At 73.1% G+C, this 23453-nt stretch carries 22 protein-coding genes; 14 read left to right on the plus strand and 8 right to left on the minus strand.

Translation table 11 applies throughout. The features are described from left to right. Window positions 1-73: 73 nt before the first annotated feature. Complete coding sequence (locus tag ACIBQ8_RS34555; protein ID WP_397174809.1) at window positions 74-454, plus strand: VOC family protein; 381 nt, start codon at window positions 74-76, stop codon at window positions 452-454. Window positions 455-475: 21 nt separating this feature from the next. On the opposite strand, the gene ACIBQ8_RS34560 is transcribed toward ACIBQ8_RS34555, so the two are convergent. Further along, window positions 476-1345, minus strand: a complete 870-nt coding sequence (locus tag ACIBQ8_RS34560; protein WP_397174811.1) for an arylamine N-acetyltransferase — start codon at window positions 1343-1345, stop codon at window positions 476-478. Between the two features lie 211 nt (window positions 1346-1556). Between ACIBQ8_RS34560 and ACIBQ8_RS34565 the strand changes: the two genes are divergently transcribed. The 3 genes from ACIBQ8_RS34565 to ACIBQ8_RS34575 are packed head-to-tail and all read left to right on the plus strand — an operon-like array spanning window position 1557 to window position 4638. After that, window positions 1557-2234 carry an FkbM family methyltransferase gene (locus tag ACIBQ8_RS34565; protein WP_397174813.1) on the plus strand — a complete coding sequence of 226 codons (678 nt, stop codon included), beginning with the start codon at window positions 1557-1559 and terminating at the stop codon, window positions 2232-2234. Next, complete coding sequence (locus ACIBQ8_RS34570; protein WP_397194066.1) at window positions 2234-2998, plus strand: enoyl-CoA hydratase/isomerase family protein; 765 nt, start codon at window positions 2234-2236, stop codon at window positions 2996-2998. The genes ACIBQ8_RS34565 and ACIBQ8_RS34570 overlap by 1 nt, the downstream gene beginning before the upstream one ends. Continuing rightward, complete coding sequence (locus ACIBQ8_RS34575; RefSeq protein ID WP_397174816.1) at window positions 2995-4638, plus strand: CoA-transferase; 1644 nt, start codon at window positions 2995-2997, stop codon at window positions 4636-4638. The genes ACIBQ8_RS34570 and ACIBQ8_RS34575 overlap by 4 nt, the downstream gene beginning before the upstream one ends. Before the next feature lie 115 nt (window positions 4639-4753). On the opposite strand, the gene ACIBQ8_RS34580 is transcribed toward ACIBQ8_RS34575, so the two are convergent. Next, window positions 4754-5965, minus strand: coding sequence for a kynureninase (locus ACIBQ8_RS34580; RefSeq protein ID WP_397194067.1), 1212 nt, complete (start codon window positions 5963-5965; stop codon window positions 4754-4756). Continuing rightward, window positions 5962-6747: a tryptophan 2,3-dioxygenase gene (locus ACIBQ8_RS34585; protein ID WP_397174820.1), complete on the minus strand. Its 786-nt coding sequence runs from the start codon at window positions 6745-6747 to the stop codon at window positions 5962-5964. The genes ACIBQ8_RS34580 and ACIBQ8_RS34585 overlap by 4 nt, the downstream gene beginning before the upstream one ends. A 239-nt stretch (window positions 6748-6986) precedes the next feature. Here ACIBQ8_RS34585 and ACIBQ8_RS34590 point away from each other — a divergent pair, with 239 nt between their 5' ends. Beyond that, window positions 6987-8270, plus strand: a complete 1284-nt coding sequence (locus ACIBQ8_RS34590) for an acyltransferase family protein (RefSeq protein ID WP_397174821.1) — start codon at window positions 6987-6989, stop codon at window positions 8268-8270. 46 nt (window positions 8271-8316) lie between these two features. Here the strand turns inward: ACIBQ8_RS34590 and ACIBQ8_RS34595 are convergent, their stop codons facing one another. Next, on the minus strand, window positions 8317-9255 hold the full coding sequence (locus ACIBQ8_RS34595) for an NADP-dependent oxidoreductase (protein ID WP_397194068.1): 939 nt from the start codon (window positions 9253-9255) through the stop codon (window positions 8317-8319). Window positions 9256-9354: 99 nt separating this feature from the next. Between ACIBQ8_RS34595 and ACIBQ8_RS34600 the strand changes: the two genes are divergently transcribed. Further along, window positions 9355-10053, plus strand: a complete 699-nt coding sequence (locus ACIBQ8_RS34600; RefSeq protein ID WP_397194069.1) for a TetR/AcrR family transcriptional regulator — start codon at window positions 9355-9357, stop codon at window positions 10051-10053. A gap of 64 nt (window positions 10054-10117) precedes the next feature. Here the strand turns inward: ACIBQ8_RS34600 and ACIBQ8_RS34605 are convergent, their stop codons facing one another. The 4 genes from ACIBQ8_RS34605 to ACIBQ8_RS34620 all read right to left on the minus strand — a co-directional run bounded on the left by ACIBQ8_RS34605 (window position 10118) and on the right by ACIBQ8_RS34620 (window position 13979). Further along, the gene (locus tag ACIBQ8_RS34605) at window positions 10118-10570 is read right to left on the minus strand and encodes a DUF1579 family protein (RefSeq protein WP_397194070.1); all 453 of its coding nucleotides are present in this window, start codon (window positions 10568-10570) and stop codon (window positions 10118-10120) included. Between the two features lie 61 nt (window positions 10571-10631). After that, window positions 10632-11039 carry a DoxX family protein gene (locus ACIBQ8_RS34610; RefSeq protein WP_397174827.1) on the minus strand — a complete coding sequence of 136 codons (408 nt, stop codon included), beginning with the start codon at window positions 11037-11039 and terminating at the stop codon, window positions 10632-10634. Between the two features lie 18 nt (window positions 11040-11057). Continuing rightward, on the minus strand, window positions 11058-12524 hold the full coding sequence (locus ACIBQ8_RS34615) for a multicopper oxidase family protein (protein WP_397174828.1): 1467 nt from the start codon (window positions 12522-12524) through the stop codon (window positions 11058-11060). A 141-nt stretch (window positions 12525-12665) separates the two neighbouring features. After that, complete coding sequence (locus tag ACIBQ8_RS34620) at window positions 12666-13979, minus strand: extracellular solute-binding protein (RefSeq protein ID WP_397194071.1); 1314 nt, start codon at window positions 13977-13979, stop codon at window positions 12666-12668. Window positions 13980-14127: 148 nt separating this feature from the next. On the opposite strand from ACIBQ8_RS34620, the gene ACIBQ8_RS34625 reads away from it, so the two are divergent. Genes ACIBQ8_RS34625 through ACIBQ8_RS34660 form a run of 8 tightly spaced genes read left to right on the plus strand, consistent with a single transcriptional unit; the run spans window position 14128 to window position 23446 of the window. Further along, window positions 14128-15345 (plus strand): NAD(P)/FAD-dependent oxidoreductase, encoded by a 1218-nt coding sequence (locus ACIBQ8_RS34625; protein ID WP_397174832.1) that lies wholly within the window; start codon window positions 14128-14130, stop codon window positions 15343-15345. 11 nt (window positions 15346-15356) lie between these two features. Then, complete coding sequence (locus ACIBQ8_RS34630) at window positions 15357-17111, plus strand: amino acid adenylation domain-containing protein (protein ID WP_397194072.1); 1755 nt, start codon at window positions 15357-15359, stop codon at window positions 17109-17111. Window positions 17112-17121: 10 nt separating this feature from the next. After that, entirely contained in the window at window positions 17122-17334 is a 213-nt protein-coding gene (locus tag ACIBQ8_RS34635; protein WP_352359912.1) for an MbtH family protein, read from the plus strand. Window positions 17335-17337: 3 nt separating this feature from the next. Beyond that, complete coding sequence (hppD, locus tag ACIBQ8_RS34640) at window positions 17338-18432, plus strand: 4-hydroxyphenylpyruvate dioxygenase (protein WP_397194073.1); 1095 nt, start codon at window positions 17338-17340, stop codon at window positions 18430-18432. Continuing rightward, complete coding sequence (locus tag ACIBQ8_RS34645) at window positions 18429-19781, plus strand: condensation domain-containing protein (protein ID WP_397174837.1); 1353 nt, start codon at window positions 18429-18431, stop codon at window positions 19779-19781. The genes hppD and ACIBQ8_RS34645 overlap by 4 nt, the downstream gene beginning before the upstream one ends. 5 nt (window positions 19782-19786) lie before the next feature. Beyond that, entirely contained in the window at window positions 19787-21142 is a 1356-nt protein-coding gene (locus tag ACIBQ8_RS34650; RefSeq protein WP_397174838.1) for a nucleotide disphospho-sugar-binding domain-containing protein, read from the plus strand. Window positions 21143-21172: 30 nt separating this feature from the next. Continuing rightward, on the plus strand, window positions 21173-22156 hold the full coding sequence (gene rfbB, locus ACIBQ8_RS34655) for a dTDP-glucose 4,6-dehydratase (RefSeq protein WP_352327799.1): 984 nt from the start codon (window positions 21173-21175) through the stop codon (window positions 22154-22156). An 18-nt stretch (window positions 22157-22174) separates the two neighbouring features. Beyond that, complete coding sequence (locus ACIBQ8_RS34660; protein WP_397194074.1) at window positions 22175-23446, plus strand: class I SAM-dependent methyltransferase; 1272 nt, start codon at window positions 22175-22177, stop codon at window positions 23444-23446. The last annotated feature ends 7 nt before the right edge of the window (window positions 23447-23453 follow it).

The following is a 23453-nucleotide window of genomic DNA, read 5'->3' on the forward strand; positions in this document are numbered from 1 at the left end:
GTGGACCGAACCTGTCCAGTATCAGTCGTACCGTGCGGGGTGCCAAGAGCTGCACGAACACCGAAGGAACGTCATGAACTTCGTATCGATCCGCATCATCACCGGTGACGTCGCCCGCCTCGCCGGGTTCTACGAGCAGGCCACCGGGACGCCGGCGACCTGGTCCACCGAGGACTTCGCCGAGATCAGGACGGGCACCGCCACGCTGGCGATCGCGGGCACCCGGACCGTCCCGCTGTTCGCCCCGGGATCCTCCCGCCCGGCCGACAACCACAGCGTGATCGTCGAGTTCCTGGTGGACGACGTGGACCGCGTGTACGAGAACCTGACCGGCTTCGTCACCGACTTCGTCAACGAGCCCACCACGATGCCCTGGGGCAACCGGTCGCTGCTGTTCCGCGACCCCGACGGCAATCTCGTCAACTTCTTCACCCCGGTCGCGTCCGCCCGCTGACCAGCGGGTCAGCAGGCGGGGTCAGGCGGCGGGGGTGCGGCGGCGGGACTGCCAGGCCAGGTGGGCGTCGTGGACCTTGGTCCACAGGGCCTCGCGCTCGGCGCCGTTGACGTCGTCGAGGCGCAGCCCGAACACCTCCTCCAGGGCCCCGAACCACTCCCGCCGGGTGGACAGCTCCCGCTCGGTCCTGCCGTCCGCGCCGATCCGGCGCAGCATGCAGCCCACCAGGCAGTCGGCGCCCGTCGCGTCGCGCCGCAGCACGACGGCGGCCCGCACCAGCCGGGACTCGGGCGACGTGCACAGGTACGGATGCCACTCCACGAAGTCCCCGGGCTCGGCGGGGGCCCGCTCGACGTCCAGCCCGGCGATCGACCCGCGCGGGTCGTGGTCGAACCGCCAGCCGCCGGGCTCCACGTCCGAGGCGGACAGCCGGAACTCGAACGGCCCCTGTCGGTACGTCCCCGCCCGCAGCGGCAGCGGCTCGTGCAGCCCGTCGCCGAGCCCGATGTCCACCAGCCAGTCCTGCCCGTCGAGGGCGACGGTGAGCGCGAGGTGCGGCGCGAACGACGCCGGCGAGGCGGGCGCCCGGACGGCGGCCTGCACCCCGGCCCGATGCCAGGTGACGTCGTAGCCGAGCGCGGTCAGCAGCGTGGCGAACGCCCCGTTGAGCTGGACGCAGTAGCCGCCGCGCCCGCGCAGCACCCGCTCGACCGACTCGCGCGGGTCCACGGTGATCCGCCGGCCGAGCTGAACCTCCAAGGTCTCGTACGGCACCCGCTCCACGTGCGCGCGGTGCAGGGCGCGCAGCGCCGGGAGCGACGGCTCGCCGGGGTCGCCGACGTCCAGCCGGTCGAGGTAGGCGTTCAGGTCACGGTCACGAGTTCGCCGCATGGGCCCTCCCTTCGGTCGCCGCGTCCATCGTGGTCCGCCGCGCGGCCGTCCCGCACCTCGCGGATTGCTCCCCAGACGGCGATGCGGGACGGCGATGCGGGACGGCGGGCGGACGTACCGCGCAATCCACGAGATGCGGCGGCGCGCGGCCGCGACCGACGATGACCACGATGACGCTGCCCTGAGCGGTTCACCGGGAGGAGACGACCAGATGCGCAACCAGACTGTCGCACCGGAGCGGGTGAGCGCCCGATGGGAGGATCACCTGCCCGACCTGCTGGACAAGCTGGGATTGCCGGCCGAAGGGGCGATCCAGGTGGGCGCGCACCGGGGCCAGGAGGTGGAGGCGCTCACCAGGTGCGGGTTCCGCCGCCTGGTCATGATGGAGCCCAACGGCGACCACCTGCCCGCGCTGCGCGAGCAGCTCCGGCTGCACCACCTGGCCGCCGGGCTGCCCGAGCCCGAGCACGGCCACCCGGCCCGCGAGGTCGTGGCCGCGTGCGCCGGCCGGGAACGCGGCCAGGCCACGCTCAACGTCACCCCCTACGACAAGCAGTCCAGCATGCTGCCGCCGCTGCTGCCCATGGCCGTCGTCCGGCAGGACGTCGTCCCGGTGATCCCCGTCAGCGAGATCCAGCACGGCTGCAACGTGATGGTGGTGGACGCCCAGGGCGCCGAGCTGGAGGTGCTGGCCGGGACCGACCTGAGCCGGCTGCGGCTCGCCGTCATCGAGGGCAGCGTGACGGCCCGCTACAGCGGCGGCTCGACCCTCGACAGCATCGCCGAGCACATGACGGCGCACGGCTGGCGCGAGGTGGCCGCCTGGCCGCACCTGCGTCCCGGCGTCGTGGACGTCGCCTGGCTGGCCCCCTGGCCCACCCCGTTCTGATGGACCGGCCGTCGGACGGGGGCCTGACGTGCGAGCGCCGGGGTGCGGTGGCCGTCCTGCGGCTCGACCGGCCCCGCGTGCGCAACGCGCTCGGGTCCGGGCTGGTCGCGGCGCTCGGCTCCGCACTGACCGAGCTGGACGACGACCCGGGGGTGCGCGCCGCCGTGCTGACGGGCGCGCCGCCGGGGTTCTGCGCGGGTTCGGACCTGAAGGAGCTGTCCGGGATGACGCGTGAGGGCATGGTGCGGCACGAGGCCGACACCGGGCGCGTGGCCAGGGCCGTCCAGCATCTCGGCATCCCCGTGGTGGCCGCCGTCGAGGGCTTCGCGCTCGGCGGCGGCTTCCTGCTGGCCACCGGCTGCGACGTGGTGGTCACCGCCGAGGACGCCCGCTGGCACCTGCCGGAGGTGCGGCTCGGCTGGGTGCCGCCCTGGGGCATCCAGAGCCTGGCCGCCCGGGTCGGGCCGGTCGCCGCGCGGCGGCTGGTCTGGGGCGACCGCCCGCTGACCGGCCGCGAGCTGCACGCGCTCGGCGGCGCCGACGAGCTGGCCGAGCCGGGGCAGGCTTTGGCGTGCGCGCTGGAGGTGGCGGCGGGGCTCGCCGCGCTGCCCCCGCACGCGGTCGCCTCCGCCAAGCGGGCGCTGACCGACGCGGTGAGCGGGCCCGCCGAGACGCTCGACGCCCGCACGGCCTGGATGTTCGGCGCCGACTGCGCCTCCGCCGCGGCCCGCGAGAGCCTGGCCCGCTTCGGAGCCCGCCCATGACCGGCCCGACCCCGTTCCCGGACCAGCCCTCGGGCCAGTCCCGGGGCCAGGCCCCGGGAACGGTCGCGGGCGGACGGACGGGCAAGGTGTGCGGGGCGGCCGAGGCCGTCGCGCTCATCGAGGACCACCAGGCCGTCGCCAGCACCGGCGTCATCGGCTGGCTCACCCCCGACGCCCTGCTGGCCGCGCTCGGCGAGCGCTTCGCCACCACCGGCGCCCCGCGCGAGCTGACCTTCTACTTCCCCTGCGCCACCGGGGACGCCGTCGGCATCGGCGGCATGGACCACGTGGCCAGGAAGGGCCTGATGCGCCGCATCGTGTCCGCCTCGTTCATCAATCCGCGCCATCCGGTGACCGGCGCCCGCCCCGCCCTGACCGAGCTGATCCAGAACGACCTCGTCGAGGCGTACAGCTGGCCCATGGGCGCCGCCATGCACTGGCTGCGCGAGGTGGCCCGGCGCGGCCCCGGCTACCTGACCCGCGTCGGCCTCGGCACGTACGCCGATCCCCGGCACGGCGGCGGCAGGTTCACCGGCCTGGCCCGGGACGACCTGGTGGAGCTGGTCGAGCTGGGCGGCGAGGAGTACCTGTTCTACCCGACCTGGCCGCTGCACGCCGGGCTGATCCGGGCGAGCGCCGCCGACCCCGACGGCAACCTGTCCTTCGAGGACCAGCCGCTGTTCTCCAGCGCGCTGGCGATCGCCCTCGCGGTGAAGGCGTGCGGCGGCACCGTGATCGCGCAGGTGTCGCGGATCGTGCCCGCGGGCTCGTCGCCCGCGCGGGAGATGCGCGTGCCGGGGGCGCTCGTCGACCGGGTCGTCGTGGTTCCTGACGCGCCCATGACCACCGGCGTACGGCACGACCCCGGCTATCTGCGGCACGTGCCCGACGCCGTCGCGCGGGTGCCGCGGCTGCCGTCCGGCCCGGACAAGGTGATCGCCCGCCGGGTCGCCAGGGAGGTCAGGCCGGGGGAGACGTCGATCTTCGGGTTCGGCGCCTCCTCCGACGCCGTCCTGGCCATGGCCGAGGACGGCCTGCTGGACGACGGCCGCCTGGAGGAGCACCTGTTCACCACCGAGCACGGCTCGTTCGGCGGCATCGTGATGAGCGGCTGGCAGTTCTCGGCGAACTACTCGCCGCGGGCGCTGCTCGACGGGCCCTCGCAGTTCGACTTCATCGACGGCGGCGGCTGCCCGTTCGCCGCGCTCGCCTTCGCCCAGATCGACGCCGAGGGCAACGTGAACGTCAGCCGGTTCGGCGCGGCCAACCCGGGCGCCGGCGGGTTCGTGGACATCGCGCACAACGCCACGCGGCTGGTCTTCGCCGGCACGCTGACCACCGACGGCCTGCGGGTGAGCTGCGCCGACGGCGGGCTGCGGATCCTGGCCGAAGGGCGGGTGCGCAAGCTGGTGCCGCGGGCCGGTCACGTCACGTACCGGCTGGGCGAGGGCGTGCGGCGCGGGCAGTGGGCCCGGGTCGTCACCGAGCGGGCCGTCTTCGACGTCACCGCCGGCGGGCTGGAGCTGGTGGAGCTCGCGCCCGGCGTGGACCTGCGCCGCGACGTGCTCGACCAGATCGGCTTCCCGGTCCGCGTCTCGCCGTCGCTCGTCCCCATGGACCCGGCCCTCTTCCGCCCCTGACCACCACAAACCGGCACACAGGCGACCGGCGCCAGGGCCGGGGGCGGGTGGCCGGTTGTGCGCCGCCGCCCCCGCCGGTTCACGCCGCCCGCCTCGCCTCCGCCGTCCCGCCGGTTCACGCCGCCCGCCTCGCGCCGGCCCTCCCGTCGGACGGCAGCGAGCGGATCTCGGCGGCGAGCCGGTCCATGGCCGCGTGCAGCAGCGCGTCCGACAGGTAGGGCGCCGGCCCGAGCCGCAGGTACTCGCCCCGGCTGTCGGCCTGCACCCCCCGCGCCGCCAGCCCCGCCCGCAGCCGCCCCGCGTACGGCGAGCGCAGCGCCAGGAACCCGCCGAACTCCTCGGGCGCGGCGTCCAGGTCCCGGCTGACCACGTGCGCGGGCGCGCCGATCTCGTCGAAGCGCGCCGCCAGCAGCCCGCGCTGCCGCAGCGAGACCGCCCGCAGCACCTGCGGCGTCAGCCCCTGCGCGGCGAAGAAGTCGAACACCCGGGCCGCCCGGTAGTGGCTCACCGGGTCGTAGGTGGCCCCCGCGAACCGGGCCGCCCCCGCCGGGTAGCCGACCCGGCCGCCCGCCCGCGGGTCCTCGGCGAGCTCGGCGAACTCCGAGTACCACCCGGTCACCACCGGCCGCAGCCGGTCGGCGTGCGCCGGCAGCCGCAGCACGCAGTTGCCCTCCCCGAGCTGCAGGTACTTGTACCCGCCCGCCACCACCCACGCCGACTCCAGGCCCGCCGTCGAGAACGGCACCACGCCGAGCGCGTGGTAGGCGTCCACCAGCAGCTCGGCCCCTTGCAGGCGGCAGGCGGCGGCGAGCGCGTCCAGCTCCGGCACGATTCTGGCCGTCTCGAACAGCACCGCCGAGACCAGGACGGCGGCCGTGCGCCCGTCGGCCGCGTCCGCCAGCCGCGCGGCCAGCGTCCCCACCGGCTCCGGCGGGACGACGACCACCTCCACCTCCTCCTCGGCCAGGCGGGCGAGCTGGCGCCGCAGCGTGTGGAACTCCCCGCCGGAGGTGACCAGCCGGGGCCGGCCGCGCAGGTCCAGCGCCGACAGGAAGCGCAGCACCAGCTCGTGCGTGCTGGACCCGAGGGCCAGCTCGGCGCACGGGTCGCCGAGGAAGAGCCGGAACCCCTCCCTGACCCGGTCGGCCTTCTTGAACGCGGCGGCCCACTTGTCGTCCACGTCCCTGGCGGCGTCGTCGAACGCCTCGATCTGCCCGGCCAGCGCCACGTCCGGCCAGGCCTGGTGGGAGTGGCCGGTGAGCAGCAGCCGGTCCGCCGCGCGGAAGGCCGAGTAGTGCGGCGCCAGGCGTCCGGAGATGTCGTTCATGCCATGCTCCTGACCGCCCACAGGTCGGGGAACGACGGCGTCAGCGAGGCCCGCAGGTACGCCCCGCCGCTGGAGCCGCCGGTGCCCGGCCGGGCGCCGATGGTGCGCTCGACCATCTTCAGGTGCCGGTACCGCCACTCCTGAAGGCATTCGTCCAGGTCCACCAGCCGCTCGCAGAGCTGGGCCGCGCCGGTGTCGTCCCGGTAGACCCGCAGCAGCAGCTCCTGCAGCGACTCCGACGGCTCCAGCGGCAGCCGTACGTCGCGGTGCAGCCGGTCCTGCGGCACCTCGTAGCCGCGCAGGTACAGGTACGTCAGCAGCGAGTCGTACAGCGTGGGCCTGGCCATCGCCGCCTCGATCCGGGCGCGGGCCGGGGTGCCCTCGGCCTGCCCGAGCAGCATGCGCTCGTCGCGCCGGCCCAGCACCGCCTCGATCTCGCGGAACTGCGCCGACTGGAAGCCGCTGCTGGTGCCCAGCTTGCCGCGGAAGGCGGCGAACTGGAACGGCGTCATCGTCTCCATGACGTCCATCTGGGAAACCGCGAGCCGCATCAGCTTCAAGGACCGGTGCAAAGTCCGCATGGCGTGCGCGGTGAATCCGCCGGCGAGTTCGAGTTGCAGCTCGGCGAATTCGTGCAGCAATTGTTTGAACCACAGCTCGTACACCTGGTGGACGATGATGAACAGCGTCTCGTCATGGCTCTCGGAAACCGGTCGCTGCGCCGTGAGGATCTCCTCCAGCGCCAGGTAGGACGAGTACGTCAGGACGGTGTCTTCTCTCATGGCCCCAACGATGCGCGCCCCCAGGAACGGGCGACAGGGCATTCGCGGGCAGCTACCTGCCCCGCCGGGACCGCTTCCTGCAATTCGCGGGAAAGGCATTCAGGAAGGTGTGGAAAAGGCCGTCCGGCGGCACCGGGAATTGCGCACGACACGAGATGCGGCCGCCCGCGGCCCCGGGTGACGATGGCGCCGAGGGGGCGCCGAGCCCCATCAGCGAGCGAACTGCGAGGAAACATGCCATGACCTCACCGGAGATCATCAAGAGGGGCGGCCCCGGCAAACGTGCCCCTCGGCTCGACGGGCTGCGCGGATATCTGGCACTCGGCGTGATCGTGGTGCACGTCGCCTTCGCCGCCGGCGTCATCGGCTTCTACGACAAACCGTCCGTCGGCATCTGGCCCGTGCTGATCCAGGGGCTCAACGTGCTGCTGCCGCCCTTCTTCGTGATGTCCGGCCTGCTGTTGTACCGGCCGTTCGCCAGGGCGACGATCGTCGGCACGCCGCGTCCTGAGCTCAAGGGCTACCTGATCAAGCGGATGCTGCGGATCCTGCCCGCGTACTGGCTGGTGGCCGTGGCGGCGCTGCTGCTGCTCAACCTCAAGAGCGTCGACGGCCTCTGGTACGTGCTCAGCCCCCTGCTGCTCATGCACTACTACGTGCCGGGCCCCGAGGCGGGCTACGCGGGGCTGGAGCCCACCTGGACCGTGCCCGCCGAGGTCACCTTCTACCTGGCGCTGCCCATCCTGGCCTGGATCTTCGACCGGTACGCCAGGAAGGCCGCCGACCCCGGCGCCAAGGCCCGCCGCCTGCTGGTCCCGCTGGGCGTCTTCGTGCTCGTCGGCCTGGCCTGGACCGCGTACACGCACCTGGAGTCGATGGGTCCCTTCCCGTACGAGTACTTCTGGGTGATCGGCTTCACCGGCTTCCTGGCCATCGGCATGGGCCTGGCGATCCTGTCGGCGTACGCGGAGGCCAAGGACACCACGCCCGCCTTCTACCGCCTGGTGGCCCGCCGGCCGCTGCTGTTCTGGCTGGGCGCGGCCGTCGTCTACGTGATCAACTGCATCCGGCCGTTCGGCAAGCCCGGCATGGCCGACTACGCCACGGTGCCCGAGGCGATGGCCGAGATGGTGCTGTTCCTGATCTTCGCGCTGCTGATCATCGCCCCGGTGGTGGTGCCCGGCGTGCACTCGAAGGTCATCGACGCGGTGCTCACCAACCGTCCGATGCGCTTCTTCGGCCGCATCTCCTACGGCGTCTACCTGTGGCACTTCATCCTGCAGTACCTCTGGCTGCAGAACGGCAGCGTCTTCGGCGCGCCGCCGGTGCCGATGCCGATGGTGATGGGCAAGTCCGGCTTCTGGGAGCTGCTGGCGGTCGTGCTCGTGGGCACGGTCGCCGTCGCGACGGTCAGCTACTACCTGGTCGAGCTGCCCGCGATGCGGCTGCGCGAGCGCCTGGTGGCCAGGCGCGCCGAGACCGAGCCGCGCCGGCCGGCCGAGAGCCCGCGCGTCCCGGTCTAGCGCCTGGGGGGTGGCCGAGGCGGCTGTTCAGCTCAGGCCGGGGACGTCAGGAGCAGGTGACGGCGATCTTGCCGAGCGTGCCCGCGCGGAAGGCGGCGAACGCCTCGGGGGCCTGCTCCAGCGGGTAGGTGGCGCTGATCGGCACGCGCAGCGCACCGGACGCGACCCGGGCCGCCAGCTCGCCCAGGGTCCGCGGGTTCGGGTCGGCCATGACGGTGTGCACGGTGACCGGCGCACCCTGGACGGCGTCCGGGGTCAGGCCGAGGGTCGAGGCGATCCGGCCGCCGCCGCGCAGCAGCCCCGCCAGCTCGGCGCCGTCACCCGCCAGGTGCAGCACGGCGTCCACGCCCGCCGGGGCCAGCGCGCGGACCTGAGCGGGCAGGTCGCCGCCGTGGTCGACCAGCTCGACCTCGGCCGCGGTGAGGCCGGTGACGAAGCCGGCCTCGGCGCCGGGACGGGCGGTGGCGATCACCCGGGCCCCGCGGGCGGCGGCCAGCTGCACGGCCAGCGCGCCCACGCCGCCGGTGGCGCCGGAGATCAGCACGGTCTCGCCCTCGGCCGGGGCCACGGCGTCGAGGCTGTCCAGCGCCGCGGTGCCGGCCAGGCCCAGCGCGCCCGCCTCGGCGGCGGCCGGCCCCTGGGGGAGCGGGGCGATGCCGTAACCGGCGGACACGGTCACGTACTCGGCCATCGCGCCGGGGCCGAGGAACGGCGTCATCACCACGCCGAAGACCGGCTGCCCGGCGGTGAAGCCCTCGACGCCCTCGCCGAGCGCCTCGACGGTGCCGGCGAAGTCCTTGCCCACCACCAGCGGGAAACGGTGCTCCATCATCTGCTGCAGATAGCCGGCGGCCACGGCCAGGTCGAAGCCGTTGACGGAGGAGCCGGCGACCCTCACCAGCACCTCGCCGGCCGCCGGCCGCGGGACGGGCAGGTCGGCCACGGCCGGGTCGGCGGGGACGGAGTTCAGCATGACAGCACGCATGAGCTGCACCTCTCAGAAAAGTGGAACGGGCTACCCGTTTCGTGCCGCCAGCGTAACAAAGAAAGTGGGTAGGTCGTTCCACTTGGGTAGGATGGGGGCATGGATCACGCCTCCGCACCCTCCGGGGAGCAGCCAGGGCCGGGCCTGCGCGCCGACGCCGAACGCAACCGCGAACGCATCGTGGCCACCGCCCGCCGCCTGTACGCCAGCCACGGCCTCGGCGTCTCCATGGCCTGCATCGCCCGCGCCGCCGGGGTCGGCAAGGCCACCCTGTCGCGCCGCTTCGCCACCCGAGAAGAGCTCATCAACGCCGTCTTCGCCGACCGCATGGACGCCTACGCCGCCGCCGTCGCGCAGGCGCTGGCCGACCCCGACCCCTGGCACGGCTTCGTCGGCTACGTCCAGGCCGTGTGCGCCATGCAGGCCGCCGACCGCGGCTTCGCCGACGTGCTGGCCATGACCTTCCCCGCGGCCAAGGCCCTGGAGAAGCGCCGGGCCGCGGCCTATCACGGCTTCCTCGACCTCATCGCCCGCGCCAAGGCCACCGGCCGGCTGCGGGCCGACTTCACCGACCAGGACATGGTCATCCTGCTGATGGCCAACGCCGGTGTCATCGCCGCCACGGGGGACGTCGCCCCGGACACCTGGCGCCGCCTCGTCGGCCAGATGCTGCGCGCCTACGCCGCCCCCGGCGCCGACCTGCCCCCGCTGGAGCCGACCCCCGCGCCCACCGCCCTGTACCGGGCCATGGTCCGCCTCACCCGCCCCGCCGCCGGTCCCGGCGACGACCTGGAGTGAGCAGGCGGACCGGCGTCGGCCGGGACGGGCGGGCCCGTCCCGGCCGTCACGAGATCGGTCCGGGCTAGCCGGCCCGGGTCATGGTGGCCTCGTAGCCGCCGCCCGGCCACTCCCACCGGCCGCTGATGGTCCGGCCGTCCTCGCTGAAGGCGCCGCTGAACCCGGCAGGCGAGCCCTCCGCGCCGAACCAGATGTTGAGGTCGCGCCCGCCGAGCTTCCACACGTAGACGAAGTTGTTGCCGGTGCTGTCGAAGTAGTGCGAGCGCAGCGCGCCGCTCTCGGGGTCGTGGCCGATGTACTCCACGCCGGTCATCGTGCCGCCGCCGTGGCTCATCTCGACGCGCTGGACGAGGAAGAAGCCGCCGTCCATCCACTCGAAGACGAGCCGGCCGCCGGTCGCCTCGCCGGTGCCGAAGTCCTTGCCCGTCATCTCCCACGTGCCGACCAGCGGCTGCAGGGTCTGCAGCGAGGGGTCGGGGGTGGGGAGCTGGTTCTGCGGGTTGGCCGTCTCTGTCATGTTCCCTCCACGGGACAGGTCGATGCCCGGTACGCCGATCGCGTACCGGGCGGGGGTGAGCTCACTTGGCGCCGAAGAACGCCTTGACCCGGGACCAGCGACCCCAGACGACCAGCGCCAGGACGACCAGCAGGACGGCCTCGATCACGGGGACGCCGCCCAGCACGATCGCGTTGGTGCCGGCCGCGCCGATCATCAGGCCGATCAGCGCGAGGGCGGCCACGCCGCTCAGCCGCGGGATCAGCAGCCCGATCGCGCCGGCGATCTCCAGCACGCCGACCACGTAGCGGAACCACTGGCCGGCGCCGATGTCCTCGAACATGGCGACCATGGTCGGGTCGCCGGCGAGCTTGAGCACGCCGCCCAGGCCGACCTGGAACGCCAGAAGGACCTGGGCGACCCAGAGGGCGATGTTGACGCCGCGACCGGTGGACCGGCCGACGGCGGTCGTGCTGTTCGTGGTGCTCATGCAGTCCTCCTTGAGGAACTAGTTGATGATCTCCATCTGGCCCATCATCCCGATGGCCGAGTGCTCCAACATGTGACAGTGGTAGACGTATCGCCCCAGGTAGTCGCCGAAGCTGGCCTGGAAGCGCACGGTCTCGCCCGGCTGGATGAGCACCGTGTCCTTCCACCCCGCCTCGCCCGGCTGCGGCGGCGTGCCGTCGCGGTCCAGGATCCGGAACTGGGCGAGGTGGGTGTGGAAGTTGTGCGGGACGCCGAAGCCCGAGCCGCCGACGTTGGTGTCGGAGTTCGTGACCTCCCAGACCTCGCTGGTTCCCCGCTTGACCTGCATGTCCACCCGGTTGGCGTCGAACGCCCGGTTGTTGATCAGGGCCTGGATGTTGACCGGGTCCAGGCTGAGCGTGAGCTGCCGGGTCTGCGTGGCCGCGGCCAGCGGGACCATCGCGCGCAACTGGCTGGGGACGCGGCTGCGGTCGACGGCCCGCCGTACGACGTCGAAGCGGAGCACGGACCCGCTCACGTCCTCCAGCGTCACCTGCGTGCCCAGCGGGAACGCGCCGAAGTCGATCACGACCTCGGCCCGCTCGCCCGAGGAGAGCACCAGCTTGGACGTCGGCACCGGCGCCGCCAGCAGGCCGCAGTCGGTGGCGATCTGGGTCATCTGGGCGCCGTTGCTCAGCGACAGCTCGAAGATCCGGTGGGTGGAGCCGTTGAGCAGGCGCAGCCGGTACTTGCGGGCCGCGACCTTGAAGTACGGCTGGGCCTTGCCGTTGGCGATCAGCGTCGGCCGGTTGTAGGGGTCGGCCGGGTCGAAGACCAGCCCGCCCTGGTCGTCGAAGAGCGCGTCGCGAAGCAGGATGGGCACGTCGTAGGCCCCGGACGGCAGGCCGAGCTGCTGCTCGTCGGCGCCCTCGACCAGGTAGAAGCCGTGCATGCCGCGGTAGACGTGCTCGGCCTCCATGTGGTGGGTGTGGTCGTGGTACCACAGCGTGGCGCCGGCCTGGGCGTTCGGGTAGTCGTAGGTCTTCGACTTGCCGTCGGCGATCAGGTCCATCGGGTACCCGTCGCTGGCCGCCGGCACCCGGCCGCCGTGCAGGTGCACGTTCGCCTCGTGGCCGAGCTTGTTGTCGAAGGTGACCAGCGCCCTGCGGCCCTGGCGGGCGCGGATGGTGGGGGCGGTGAACTGGCCGCCGTACGTCAGCACGGGCGTGCTCACGCCCGGCAGGATCTCGGTGGTCGCCTGCTGGATGGACAGCCGGTAGAAGTCGATGCCCGGCAGGGTGGCCACGGGGGCCAGCACCGGGGGCACCGGCATCGCGACGCTGAAGGGCGCCGCGGTGGCGCCGGTGCGGACCGCGGGGACCCGGCCCCCGTGGTCGTGCATGCGCATCATGTGCTGTTGCTGCGCCTGCTGTTCCGGCTCGCCGAACAGCCCGCGGGACACCGGGGTGAGCGCGGCGCCTCCTGCCAGGCCACCGAGAACGATCAAGCGCCGTCGGCTTAACATACGGGAACTCCCATCGCCATGTCCGAGCGTGGCATCGCCCGCCGGCACGGTCTTCTTCTGAAGTGCTCACTTCACGGGCGGATGCCGTGGGAGCGGTGCCGCCGCCCGGAAGGCGGCGGTGGTTCAGCCCACCGACAGGCGGCGCGGGGTGCGCCCGTCCAGGCAGTCGGCGTTGTAGGCGTCGAGCAGGCCCTGAGCCCGCTGCGAGGCGTCGGCGAAGCAGTCGTCGGGGTCGGCGCCGTCCAGCACCCGGGTCATGGCCTGCGTCATCAGGTCCTGGATCCCGGCGAAGTCCCCGAGCACCGCGCCCAGCGCGGCGGGGGAGCCGTCGGCCGCGCGGAGCTGGGCGGTCGCGGCCCGGTGCACCGGGTGCCGGTCGAACCAGCCCTCCTGCTCCAGCAGGCCGGCCGCGGCCCCGGTGACCGGCAGGAAACCGGCCTCCCGGTGCCACCGCGCCGCGTTGCCCGCGCTCAGCAGGTGCTGGACGAACGCCAGCGCGCCGTCCCGCCGCTCCGGCGGCAGCCCGTCGGTCAGCCAGAGCGCCTGGCCGGAGACCAGGTGCCCGGCGCGCGGCAGGCTCTCGTTGTGCGGCAGCGGGCTCGCCGTCACCTCGAACCCGGACTCCCGCCCGCGCTCGGCGATCATGCCCACCACCACCGAGGACGCGATCGTGAACGCCACCCGCTGCCCCAGGAACGCCCCCAGCGCCGGCCCCCAGTCGCCGGGCTCGCCCGCGCGCAGGTAGTGGCCCTCGGCGTGCAGGCGCCGCCACCAGGCGGCGTAGGCCAGCAGCTCCTTGGAGGCCAGGTCCACCCGTCCGGCGCGGCCGGCGCGGCCGTTGTCGTGGTCGGCCAGCAGGCCGCCCTGCCCGGCGACGGCCTGCTGGAACAGCCAGCCGTGGTTGGCCCAGGAGACGCCGTGCGGCGGGCCGCCGGGCAGCGCCCGCACGGCGGCGCAGGCGCGCTCCAGCTCCTCCCAGGTGCGCGGCGGCGCGTCGATCCCGGCCGCGCGCAGCAGGGTGGCGTTGGTGAGCAGCACCGCCGTGGTCGCCGTCGCGGGCGCGGCGACGAGCTCGCCGCGGTAGGTGTAGTGGCCGCGTACGGCCGGTTCGAGGTCGGCGAGCACGACCGGCTCGCCGAGGATCTCCGCGCGCCCCCCGACGGCGCGCTCGATCGGCGTGAACAGCGGCGCGCCGGAACGCGCCCGGGTGTCCAGCGCGGGCCGGGTGGCCGTGGCGTAGTACTCCGCCAGGTCCGGCGGCTCCCCCCGGCCGGCCGCGCGGGCCACCTCGGCGGGCAGCTCGCGGAAGCCGTGCCCGGTGATCTCGATCCGGAGGTCCGGGTGCGCGGCCTCGAAGTCGGCGGCCATCCTCCTGATCGGGCCCAGGTAGTCCGGCAGGGGATGCTCGGCGATCCAGACGCTGATGACCGTTCTCATTCGCCTCATGATGAACGCGGCCACCCCGCCGCACATCTTGTGAAATGCGGTGTTTCGTGAGCTCAGACAGCAATTCAAAGGATGTGGGCCCCGCGACGTGAATGTGACCCTGACTGCGAGTCGCAGAGCGGCGAAACGGAGGAGCACGGTGATCAACACTCATGACGAGTTCGACGTTGTCGTGATCGGCGGAGGCCCTGGCGGCTCGGGTACGGCGGGACTGCTGGCCCAGCGCGGGCACCGGGTTCTGGTGCTGGAGCGGGAGAAGTTCCCGCGCTACCACATCGGTGAGTCGCTGATCACGGGGTCCATGCCCACGCTGGAGGAGCTGGGCCTGAAGGAGCGGCTCGACCAGATGGGGTTCGTCAAGAAGTACGGCGGCACCCTGTTGTGGGGCAGGAACCAGGGCACCTGGGACTTCCGCTTCGCCGAGGCGTCCAACTACGAGTACGCCTACCAGGTGCGCCGCGCCGACTTCGACTCCCTCCTGCTGGCCAGGGCCAGGGAGCTGGGCGCCACGGTGTTCGAGGAGGCCACGGTCAAGGACCTGGTGTTCGACGGCGAGCGCGTCACCGGCGTGACGTACACGGTGAAGGGCGACGCCGAGCAGCGCACCGCCCGCTGCCGCCTGCTGATCGACGCCACCGGGCAGCAGCACCTCCTGGCCCGCCGCTTCGACCTCATCGAGTACCACGACGACCTGCGCAACATCGCGGTCTGGTCGTACTGGCAGGGGTGCAAGCGCTACGGCGGCACGCGCTTCGGCGACACCGTCACCGAGAACCGCCCCGCGGGCTGGTTCTGGTTCATCCCCCTGCACGACGGCACGGTGAGCGTCGGCTACGTCACCCCCATCGAGGAGTACAAGAAGTCCGGCAAGAGCCTGGAGGACCTGTACGCCTCGGAGCTGGCCGCCGCCGAGGAGGTGCGGGCCCTGACCGAGGGCGCCACCCGGGTCAGCGGCTTCCGCAGCATCCGCGACTGGTCCTACACCTGCACCCGCTTCCATGGCCCCGGCTGGGCCCTGGTGGGCGACGCGGCGGCCTTCATCGACCCGCTGCTGTCCACCGGCGTCGGCCTGGCGCTGCGCGGCGCCCACGGGCTGGCCGGCGCGGTGGACGAGATCCTGAACGACCCGGCCTCGGAGGAGGCCGTGCTGGCGCGCTACGAGAAGGACTACCGCGAGTTCCTGGACTCCCTGCTGGACTTCGTGCGCTTCTTCTACGACCGCACCAAGCACAAGGAGGAGTACTGGGACAGGGCGCAGAAGACCCTCGACCCCAGCAAGCTCCGCCCCCGCAAGATCGACTTCGCCACGATGCTCTCGGGCGTCTCCGGCATCCACGCCATCTTCCACGACGACTGAGGAACCCGCTGATGTCGCCTACAACTGTGCACGGACACGTCGCCGAGCAGGCCAGGCGCACGCCCGACGCGGTCGCGGTGTCGGCGGGCCCGGTGCGGCTGACCTACCGGGAGCTCGACGAGCGGGCCAACCGCCTCGCCCACCGCCTGCGCGGGCTCGGCGCCGGCCCCGAGACGCCGGTCGCGGTGCTGATGGAGCGCTCGGCCGAGCTGGTCGTCACGCTCCTCGCGATCCTCAAGACGGGCGGCTGCTACCTGCCCGTCCACAGCGCCTACCCGGCCGACCGCCGGCAGTGGATCGTCGACTCGTCCGGGACGCCCGTCCTGGTCGCCGACCGCGCCAAGGCCGCCGCGGGACTGCCGGCCGCCCCCGCGACCCTGCTGGCCGACGACGACCCCGCCACCGCGCAGCAACCGGCCACCGAGCCGGGCGTCGCCACCGGCCCGGACGACCTGGCCTACGTCATCTACACCTCGGGCTCGACCGGGCACCCCAAGGGCGTCGCGGTCACCCACTGGGACGTGCTCGGCCTGGCCCTCGACCCCTGCTGGGACACCGGCGCCCACGAGCGCGTCCTGATGGTCGCGCCGTACGCGTTCAACGTCTCGACGTACGAGCTGTGGGTGCCGCTGCTGCACGGCGGCACGATCGTCGTCGCGCCGCCCGGCGAGCCGGACCTCGACACCTTGCGCCGGCTGATCCGCGAGGAGCGGATCACCGGGCTGCACCTGACCGCGGGCCTGTTCCGCGTCGTGGCCGAGGAGGGGGCGGACTGCCTGGCCGGCGTCCGCGAGGTGCTCACCGGCGGCGACGTGATCGTGCCCGCCGCCGTCCGCCAGGTGCTGGCCGCCTGCCCGGGGACGACCGTGCGGGCCATGTACGGCGCGACCGAGGTGACCCTGTTCTCCACCCACGCCCCCCTGACCGCCGGGACCGAGCTGGGCACCAGCGTGCCGGTCGGCGGCCCGATGCGGGACGTGCGGCTCTACGTGCTCGACGACCGCCTCAGCCCGGTCCCCGGCGACCTGGAGGGCGAGCTGTACATCGCCGGCCGGGGAGTGGCCCGGGGCTACTACGGCCGCCCCGACCTGACCGCCGAGCGCTTCGTCGCCGACCCGTTCGGCGGGCCCGGCGAGCGCATGTACCGCACCGGCGACCTGGTCCGGCGGAACGACGACGGGCAGATCGAGTTCATCGGGCGGGCCGGCGACCAGGTCAAGATCCTGGGCTTCCGGGTGGAGCTGGCCGAGGTGGAGGCCGTCCTGGCCGGCTATCCCGGGCTGGCGCACGTCGCCGTCGTGGCCGGGCAGTCGCGGCAGGGCGACAAGCGTCTGGTCGCCTACGTCGTGCCGGCCGGCGAGGCCCCCGACCCGGCCGCGCTGCGCGCCCACGTGCGCACGTCGCTGCCGGACTACATGGTGCCCACGGCGTTCGTCGTGCTGGACGCGCTGCCCCTGACCGCCAACGGCAAGGTGGACCGCGCGGCCCTGCCCGACCCCGACAACGAGCCCGGCTCGGCCTACCGCGCGCCGCAGAACCCCCGCCAGGAGGTCCTGTGCACGGTGTTCGCCGAGGTGTTCGGCGTCGAGCGGGTCGGCGTGGACGACAGCATCTTCGACCTGGACGTCCAGTCGCTGCTGGCGATGCGGCTGGTCAGCCGGATCCGCGCGGCGCTGGGCGTCAACCTGTCCATCGGCGACCTGTTCGACGCGGCGACCGTGGCCGGCCTGGACGAATGGCTAGAGGCCGGCGCGCGCACCCAGTGAGAGGGACGAGATGAGCAACCCATTCGACGACCGGGACGCGGCCTTCCGCGTGCTGGTGAACCACGAGGGCCGGCACTGCCTGTGGCCCGCCTTCGCCGACGTGCCCGCGGGGTGGGAGGTCGCCTTCGGCCCGGCCGTCCGCGACGCCTGCACCGAGTACGTCACCGCCCACTGGACGGACCTGCGCCCGCGCGGTCTCGCCGCCCGGACGGACGCCGGATAGCCCATGACCACCACGACGATCTTCGACGACCTGCGCCTGGACCACATCGGCTTCTACGTCGGCGACCTGGACGGCGAGACCGCCCGGCTGACCGGCTCCCTGGGCCTTTCGGCCTACGCCACGGCGCAGGACGGCCGGGCCCGCGCGGCCGTCCTGGGCGCGAACCGGATCAGGTTCGTGCTCACCCAGCCGCTGGCCGCCGACCACCCCGGCGCCGGCTACCTCGACCGGCACGGCGACGGCGTGTCCGACATCGCGCTGGGCGTGCCCGACGCCGCGGCCGCCTACCACGAGGCGGTGCGGCGCGGCGCGCGTCCGGTCTCGGCCCCCGCCGGGCGCGACGGCTTCGTCACGGCCGCCATCTACGGCTTCGGCGACGTGCTGCACACCTTCGTGCAGCGCCCGGCCGGGGCACGCGAGCACGCACTGCCCGGCTTCCGCGACACCGCGTCCGCCGGGCCGGGGCCGGCCGGCTCCGCCCTCGGGCTGCGGGAGGTGGACCACCTGGCCGTGTGCGTCCCGGCCGGGGAGCTCGACGCCACCGTCGAGTGGTACCGGCGGGTGCTCGGCTTCGACCTGACCTTCGCCGAGCGCATCGCCGTCGGCTCGCAGGCCATGACCACCAAGGTCGTCCGCAGCCGCGGCGGCGAGGTGACGTTCACGCTGATCGAGCCGGACGTGACCAGGACGCCCGGCCACATCGACGAGTTCCTGCGCGACCACGGCGGCGCGGGCGTGCAGCACCTGGCGCTGGCCGCCGCCGACATCGTGGCCGCGGTGGAGGGCACTGCGGCCCGCGGGGTGGAGTTCCTGACCGCCCCCGACGTCTACTACAGCCTGCTCGCCGAGCGGGTCCGGCCGGTGAAGTACCGGGTGGAGGACCTGGCCCGGCTCGACATCCTCGTCGACGAGGACCACGACGGGCAGCTCTACCAGATCTTCGCCCGCTCCACCCACCCCCGCGACACCTTCTTCTTCGAACTCATCGAGCGACTGGGCGCCCGCAGCTTCGGCAGCGGCAACATCAGCGCCCTCTACCGGGCCGTGGAGCTCCAGCGCAGCGGCCGACGCGATGCCCGCACGGAGGCGGCAGCATGACCATTTCCCCGCCGGCGATCCGGTACCCCCTGTCCTACACCCAGCATTTCCTGCGCCTGTTCGACCAGGGCGACGCCCAGGGGCCCTTCAGCGCCCGCTACAACATCGTCGTCGGCTGGCGTCTGCGCGGCCGCATCGACGTCGACACCCTCCAGCTCGCCATGGACGACGTCGCCGACCGGCACGACGCGCTCAACATGACGATCACCCGGGGCGAGGGGGAGGCGTACCAGGTGCGGCAGCCGTCCGCGCCGGCCCGGCTGCTGGTGGTCGACCTGCCGGCCGCCGCCCCCGAGGAGCGCGCGCTGCGGGCCGAGGAGTTGCTCACCGAGGTCGAGGCCGGCTCCTACAGCCTTCAGGAGCTGCCGCACCTGCGCGCCATCCTCGGCCGGTTCGACGACGAGGACGCGGTGCTGGCGCTGATCGTGCACCACACCGCGGGCGACGGCTGGTCCATGCAGCTGCTCATCCGCGACATCGTCACCCGCTACGCCGAGCGCCGCGGCCATGCCGTGCCGCCGCTGCCCGAGCCCCGTCCCTACCACGAGTACGCCGGACGGCAGCAGGAGCAGGCCGCAAGCGCCGAGACCCAGGCCGCCCGCGACTTCTGGGCGCAGCGGCTGCGCGGCGCGCGCATGCTGGCCGTCCCCACCGACCACGCCAGGTCGGCCGGGCTGGCCAAGGTCTGCCCGGTCCACCGGTTCTCGCTGCCCAAGGACGTCTCCGCCCGGGTGATCGGCTACGCCAGGACGATGCGCAGCTCGCCGTTCATGGTGCTGCTGGCGGCCTACAACGTGCTGCTCAGCCGGATCACCGGGGCCACCGACCTGGTCGTCCCGGTGATCAGCTCCGGACGCGGGCAGCCGGAGTTCCAGGAGACCGTGGGGCCGTTCTTCAACTTCCTGCCGCTGCGCACCGGCCTCGACGGCTGCGCCACCTTCCGGCAGGTCGTCGAGCGCTCCCGCCGGACCTGCATGGACTCCTACGCCAACGAGATCCCGTTCCTGCAGATCGTGGCCGAGGCGCCCGAGCTGATGGCCGACGCCGCGCTGGAGAGCAAGGCGCTGTGCGCGCTGCAGGTCTGGCAGTTCGCCACCGGCATGGACGGCGAGCGCGTCGGCGACCTGGAGATCGCCGAGGTCCGCGAACGCCTGCTGGACCAGCCCAACGGCACCGACATCCCCGACGGCGCGCTGCTCACCTTCGACATCGCCCCCTCCGGCGAGATCTTCGGCAACTTCGCCTACAACAGCAACCTGTTCACCGAGAGCACGATCGTGACGATGGTGGCCGACTTCGGCGAGATCCTGCGCGCCGGCCTGGCCGCCCCCGACTCGCCGCTGGAGTGATCGCCATGCGCGTGATGTTCACCGTCTTCCCCGCGACGGCGCACTTCCTGCCGATCGTGCCCTACGCCTGGGCGTTGCAGGCGGCCGGGCACCAGGTGGTGGTGGCCGCCCCGCCGGGCGTCGACACCGGGGTCTCGGTGCCCGACTTCCACCGGTCGGTGAACGCGGCCGGGCTGACCGCGGTCTCCTGCGGCGCGCCCGAGCCGCTGTCGGTGCACGACCGCGGCTACCCCGGGTTCGCCGGCCTCATCCCGACGATCGAGGAGTCGGAGCGCCTGGTCGCCGCGCTCGGCATCACCGAGGCCGAACGCCCGCCCTGGGACGTCTTCTACCACTTCGCGCTGCTCACCATGCGCAACTACCATCCGCCGGAGCCCCGCCAGGACGTGCAGGCCGTCGTCGAGTTCGCCCGCGAGTGGCGGCCCGACCTCGTCCTGTGGGACCCGTGGTTCCCGTGCGGCGCGGTGGCGGCCCGGGTCTGCGGCGCCGCCCACGCCCGTACGCTGCTGGCCCCCGACTACACCGCCTGGGCCGCGGACAGGTTCGCCGGCAGCGGCGAGCGGAACCCCATGACCGGGGTGATCGGCCCGCTGGCCGACAGGTACGGCGTGACCGTCGACGACAACCTGCTGCTCGGCGACTGGACGGTGGACCCGTTCCCACCCGGGATGAGCCTGCCCACCCCCGGCGTGCATCGCGTGCCCGTCCGGTACGTCCCCTACACCGGGGCGAGCGTCGTCCCCGAGTGGCTGCGGCGACCGCCGGAGCGGCCGCGGGTGGCGATCTCGCTGGGCGTGTCGATGCGCACGTTCTTCAAGGGCGACTGGGGCCGCACCGCCAAGCTGATGGAGGCCGTGGACGGCCTGGACGCCGAGGTCGTCGCCACCCTGGACGCCAACCAGCTCCTCGACCTGGACCGCCCGCTGCCCGCCAACGTGCGCGTGTTCGACTACGTGCCGCTCGACCAGCTCCTGCCGACCTGCTCGGCGATCATCCACCACGGCTCGATCGGCACCTTCGCGGCCGCCTCGGCCATGAACGTCCCGCAGGTCGTCTGCGACACCGACGAGCACAACCGGCTCGTCGGCACCCCCGTCGAGGACGGCATCGACTGGCAGCTCCAGTGCCAGAAACAGCTCACCTCGACCCGAACCTCCCGGTACGTCACCACGCGCGGCGCCGGCGTGCGGATCAACCACCAGACGCAGTCCGCGGCCGAGATCCGCGACGAGCTGCTGCGCGTGCTGAAGGACCCCTCGTTCACCAAGGGCGCGGCCGCCATCCACGAGGACTGGCTGGCCACGCCGAGCCCGACCGACATCGTCGCGGAGCTGGAGCGGCTGACCGCCGCCGCCCGGTAGCCGTCGACCCCTCAGACAGGAGGCGGACAGTTGCGGATCCTGGTCACCGGCGGCGCCGGTTTCATCGGCTCGGAGTTCGTCAGAGCCACGTTGCGCGACTCGCCGGGCACGCGGGTCACCGTCCTGGACAAGCTCACCTATTCCGGCAACCTGGAGAACCTCGACCCGGTGGCCGGCCACCCGGGGCTGCGCTTCGTGCAGGGCGACACCGCCGACCCGCTCGTGGCCGACGAGGTGGTGGCCGGGCAGGACGCGATCGTGCACTTCGCCGCCGAGACGCACGTCGACCGGTCGATCGTCAGCGCGACCGGCTTCGTGCGCTCCAACGTGCTGGGCACCCAGACCCTGCTGGAGGCGGCCCTGCGGCACGGCGTCGGCCGCTTCGTGCACGTCTCCACCGACGAGGTGTACGGCTCCATCGCCGAGGGCTCGTGGACCGAGGAGACGCCGCTCGCGCCGAACGTGCCGTACGCGGCCTCCAAGGCCGGCTCGGACCTGCTCGCGCTGGCCTTCCACCGCACCCTCGGCCTGGACGTCGTGATCACCCGCTGCACCAACAACTACGGCCACTACCAGTTCCCCGAGAAGGTCATCCCGCTGTTCGTCACCAACCTGCTCGAAGGCCGCCGGGTGCCCCTGTACGGCGACGGCGGCAACCGGCGCGACTGGCTGCACGTCTCCGATCACTGCCGGGCCATCCGCATGGTCCTCGACCGCGGCCGGGCCGGCGAGGTCTACCACATCGGCGGCGGCAGCGAGCTGAGCAACCTGGAGCTGACCGCCCGCCTGCTGGAGGCGTGCGGCGCGGGCTGGGACATGGTCGAGCACGTCCCCGACCGGCCGGGGCACGACCTGCGCTACTCCCTCGACATCTCCAAGATCGAGCGGGAGCTGGGCTACGCGCCGTCGGTCGACTTCGAGACCGGGCTGGCCGCGACCGTCGCGTGGTACCGGGACAACCGGTCCTGGTGGGAACCGCTCAAGCACCGCGAGCTCGCCGTGGCCGCCCACTGAAGATCATGAGGAGAAGCCATGCAGGACATTGTCCGACGTCTTGACACGTGCCGGGTCTGCGGGCGCGACGACTGGCTGGAGGTCACCTCCTTCGGGTCCGTGCCGCTGGCCAACGGCTTCCTCGACCCCGCCGACCTGCCGGCCGAGGAGCCCGCCTATCCCGTGGACGTCATCGTGTGCCGCAACTGCCGGCTGATGGCCATCCGCCACGTGATCAGGCCCGACGTGCTGTTCCGGCACTATGTGTACGTCACCTCCGAGTCCGACCAGATGACCGGCCACATGCGGCGCATCGTCGGCTGGTGCACCCGCCGGGCCGGCCTGGCGCCCGGCGAGCTGGTCGTCGAGCTGGGCAGCAACGTCGGCCTGCAGCTCGCGCTCTTCCAGGAGCAGGGGCAGCGCGTCGTCGGCGTGGACCCGGCCGAGAACCTGGCCGAGATCGCCAACGCCCGCGGCGTGCGCACGCTGCCCGAGTTCTTCGGCGCCGACCAGGGCCGCCGCATCCACGCCGAGCAGGGCGAGGCCAAGCTGGTGCTCGGCCGCCAGTGCTTCGCCCACATCGACGACGTGCACAACGTGCTGGACGGCGCCACCGCCGTGCTGGCCCCCGACGGGCTGGTCGCGATCGAGGTGCCGTACCTGCTGGACCTGCTGGAGGAGAACCAGTTCGACACGATCTACCACGAGCACCTGTCGTACTACTCGGTCACCACGCTGAGCCACCTGTTCGCGCGGCACGGCCTGCGCGTCGTGGACGTCGAGCGGGCGGCCGTGCACGGCGGCTCGATCGTCGTCTTCGCCGCCAGGGAGGGCTCGGACCACCCCACCCGCCCCTCGGTCAACCGGCTGCTGTCGCTGGAGCGGCAGAGCGGCCTCGACTCCGACGAGGCCTACCTGGCCTTCGCCGGGCGCGCCCACCAGGTGATCAAGCAGATCGGCGACCTCGTCCGCGACCTGGCCGGCCGCGGCCTGACCGTCGCCGGGTACGGCGCGCCCTCCAAGGGCACCACCCTGCTGCAGTTCTGCGAGCTCGGACCGGCCGAGGTGCGCTTCTGCAGCGACACCACCAGCCTCAAGCACGGCCGGCTGCTGCCCGGCACCCGCATCCCGTGCCGCTCGCCCGAGCAGGCCCGCGACCAGCAGCCCGACTACTACCTGCTGCTCGCCTGGAACTACGCCGACGAGATCATCTCCAAGGAACAGGACTTCCTGCGCCGCGGCGGCAAGTTCATCATCCCCATCCCGCAGCCGAGGGTCGTGACGGCCGAGCCCGTCCCGGCGGTGGCCTGAAGGAGAT

Origin of the sequence: Nonomuraea sp. NPDC049646, assembly GCF_044465525.1 — a bacterium.
Classification (GTDB): domain Bacteria; phylum Actinomycetota; class Actinomycetes; order Streptosporangiales; family Streptosporangiaceae; genus Nonomuraea.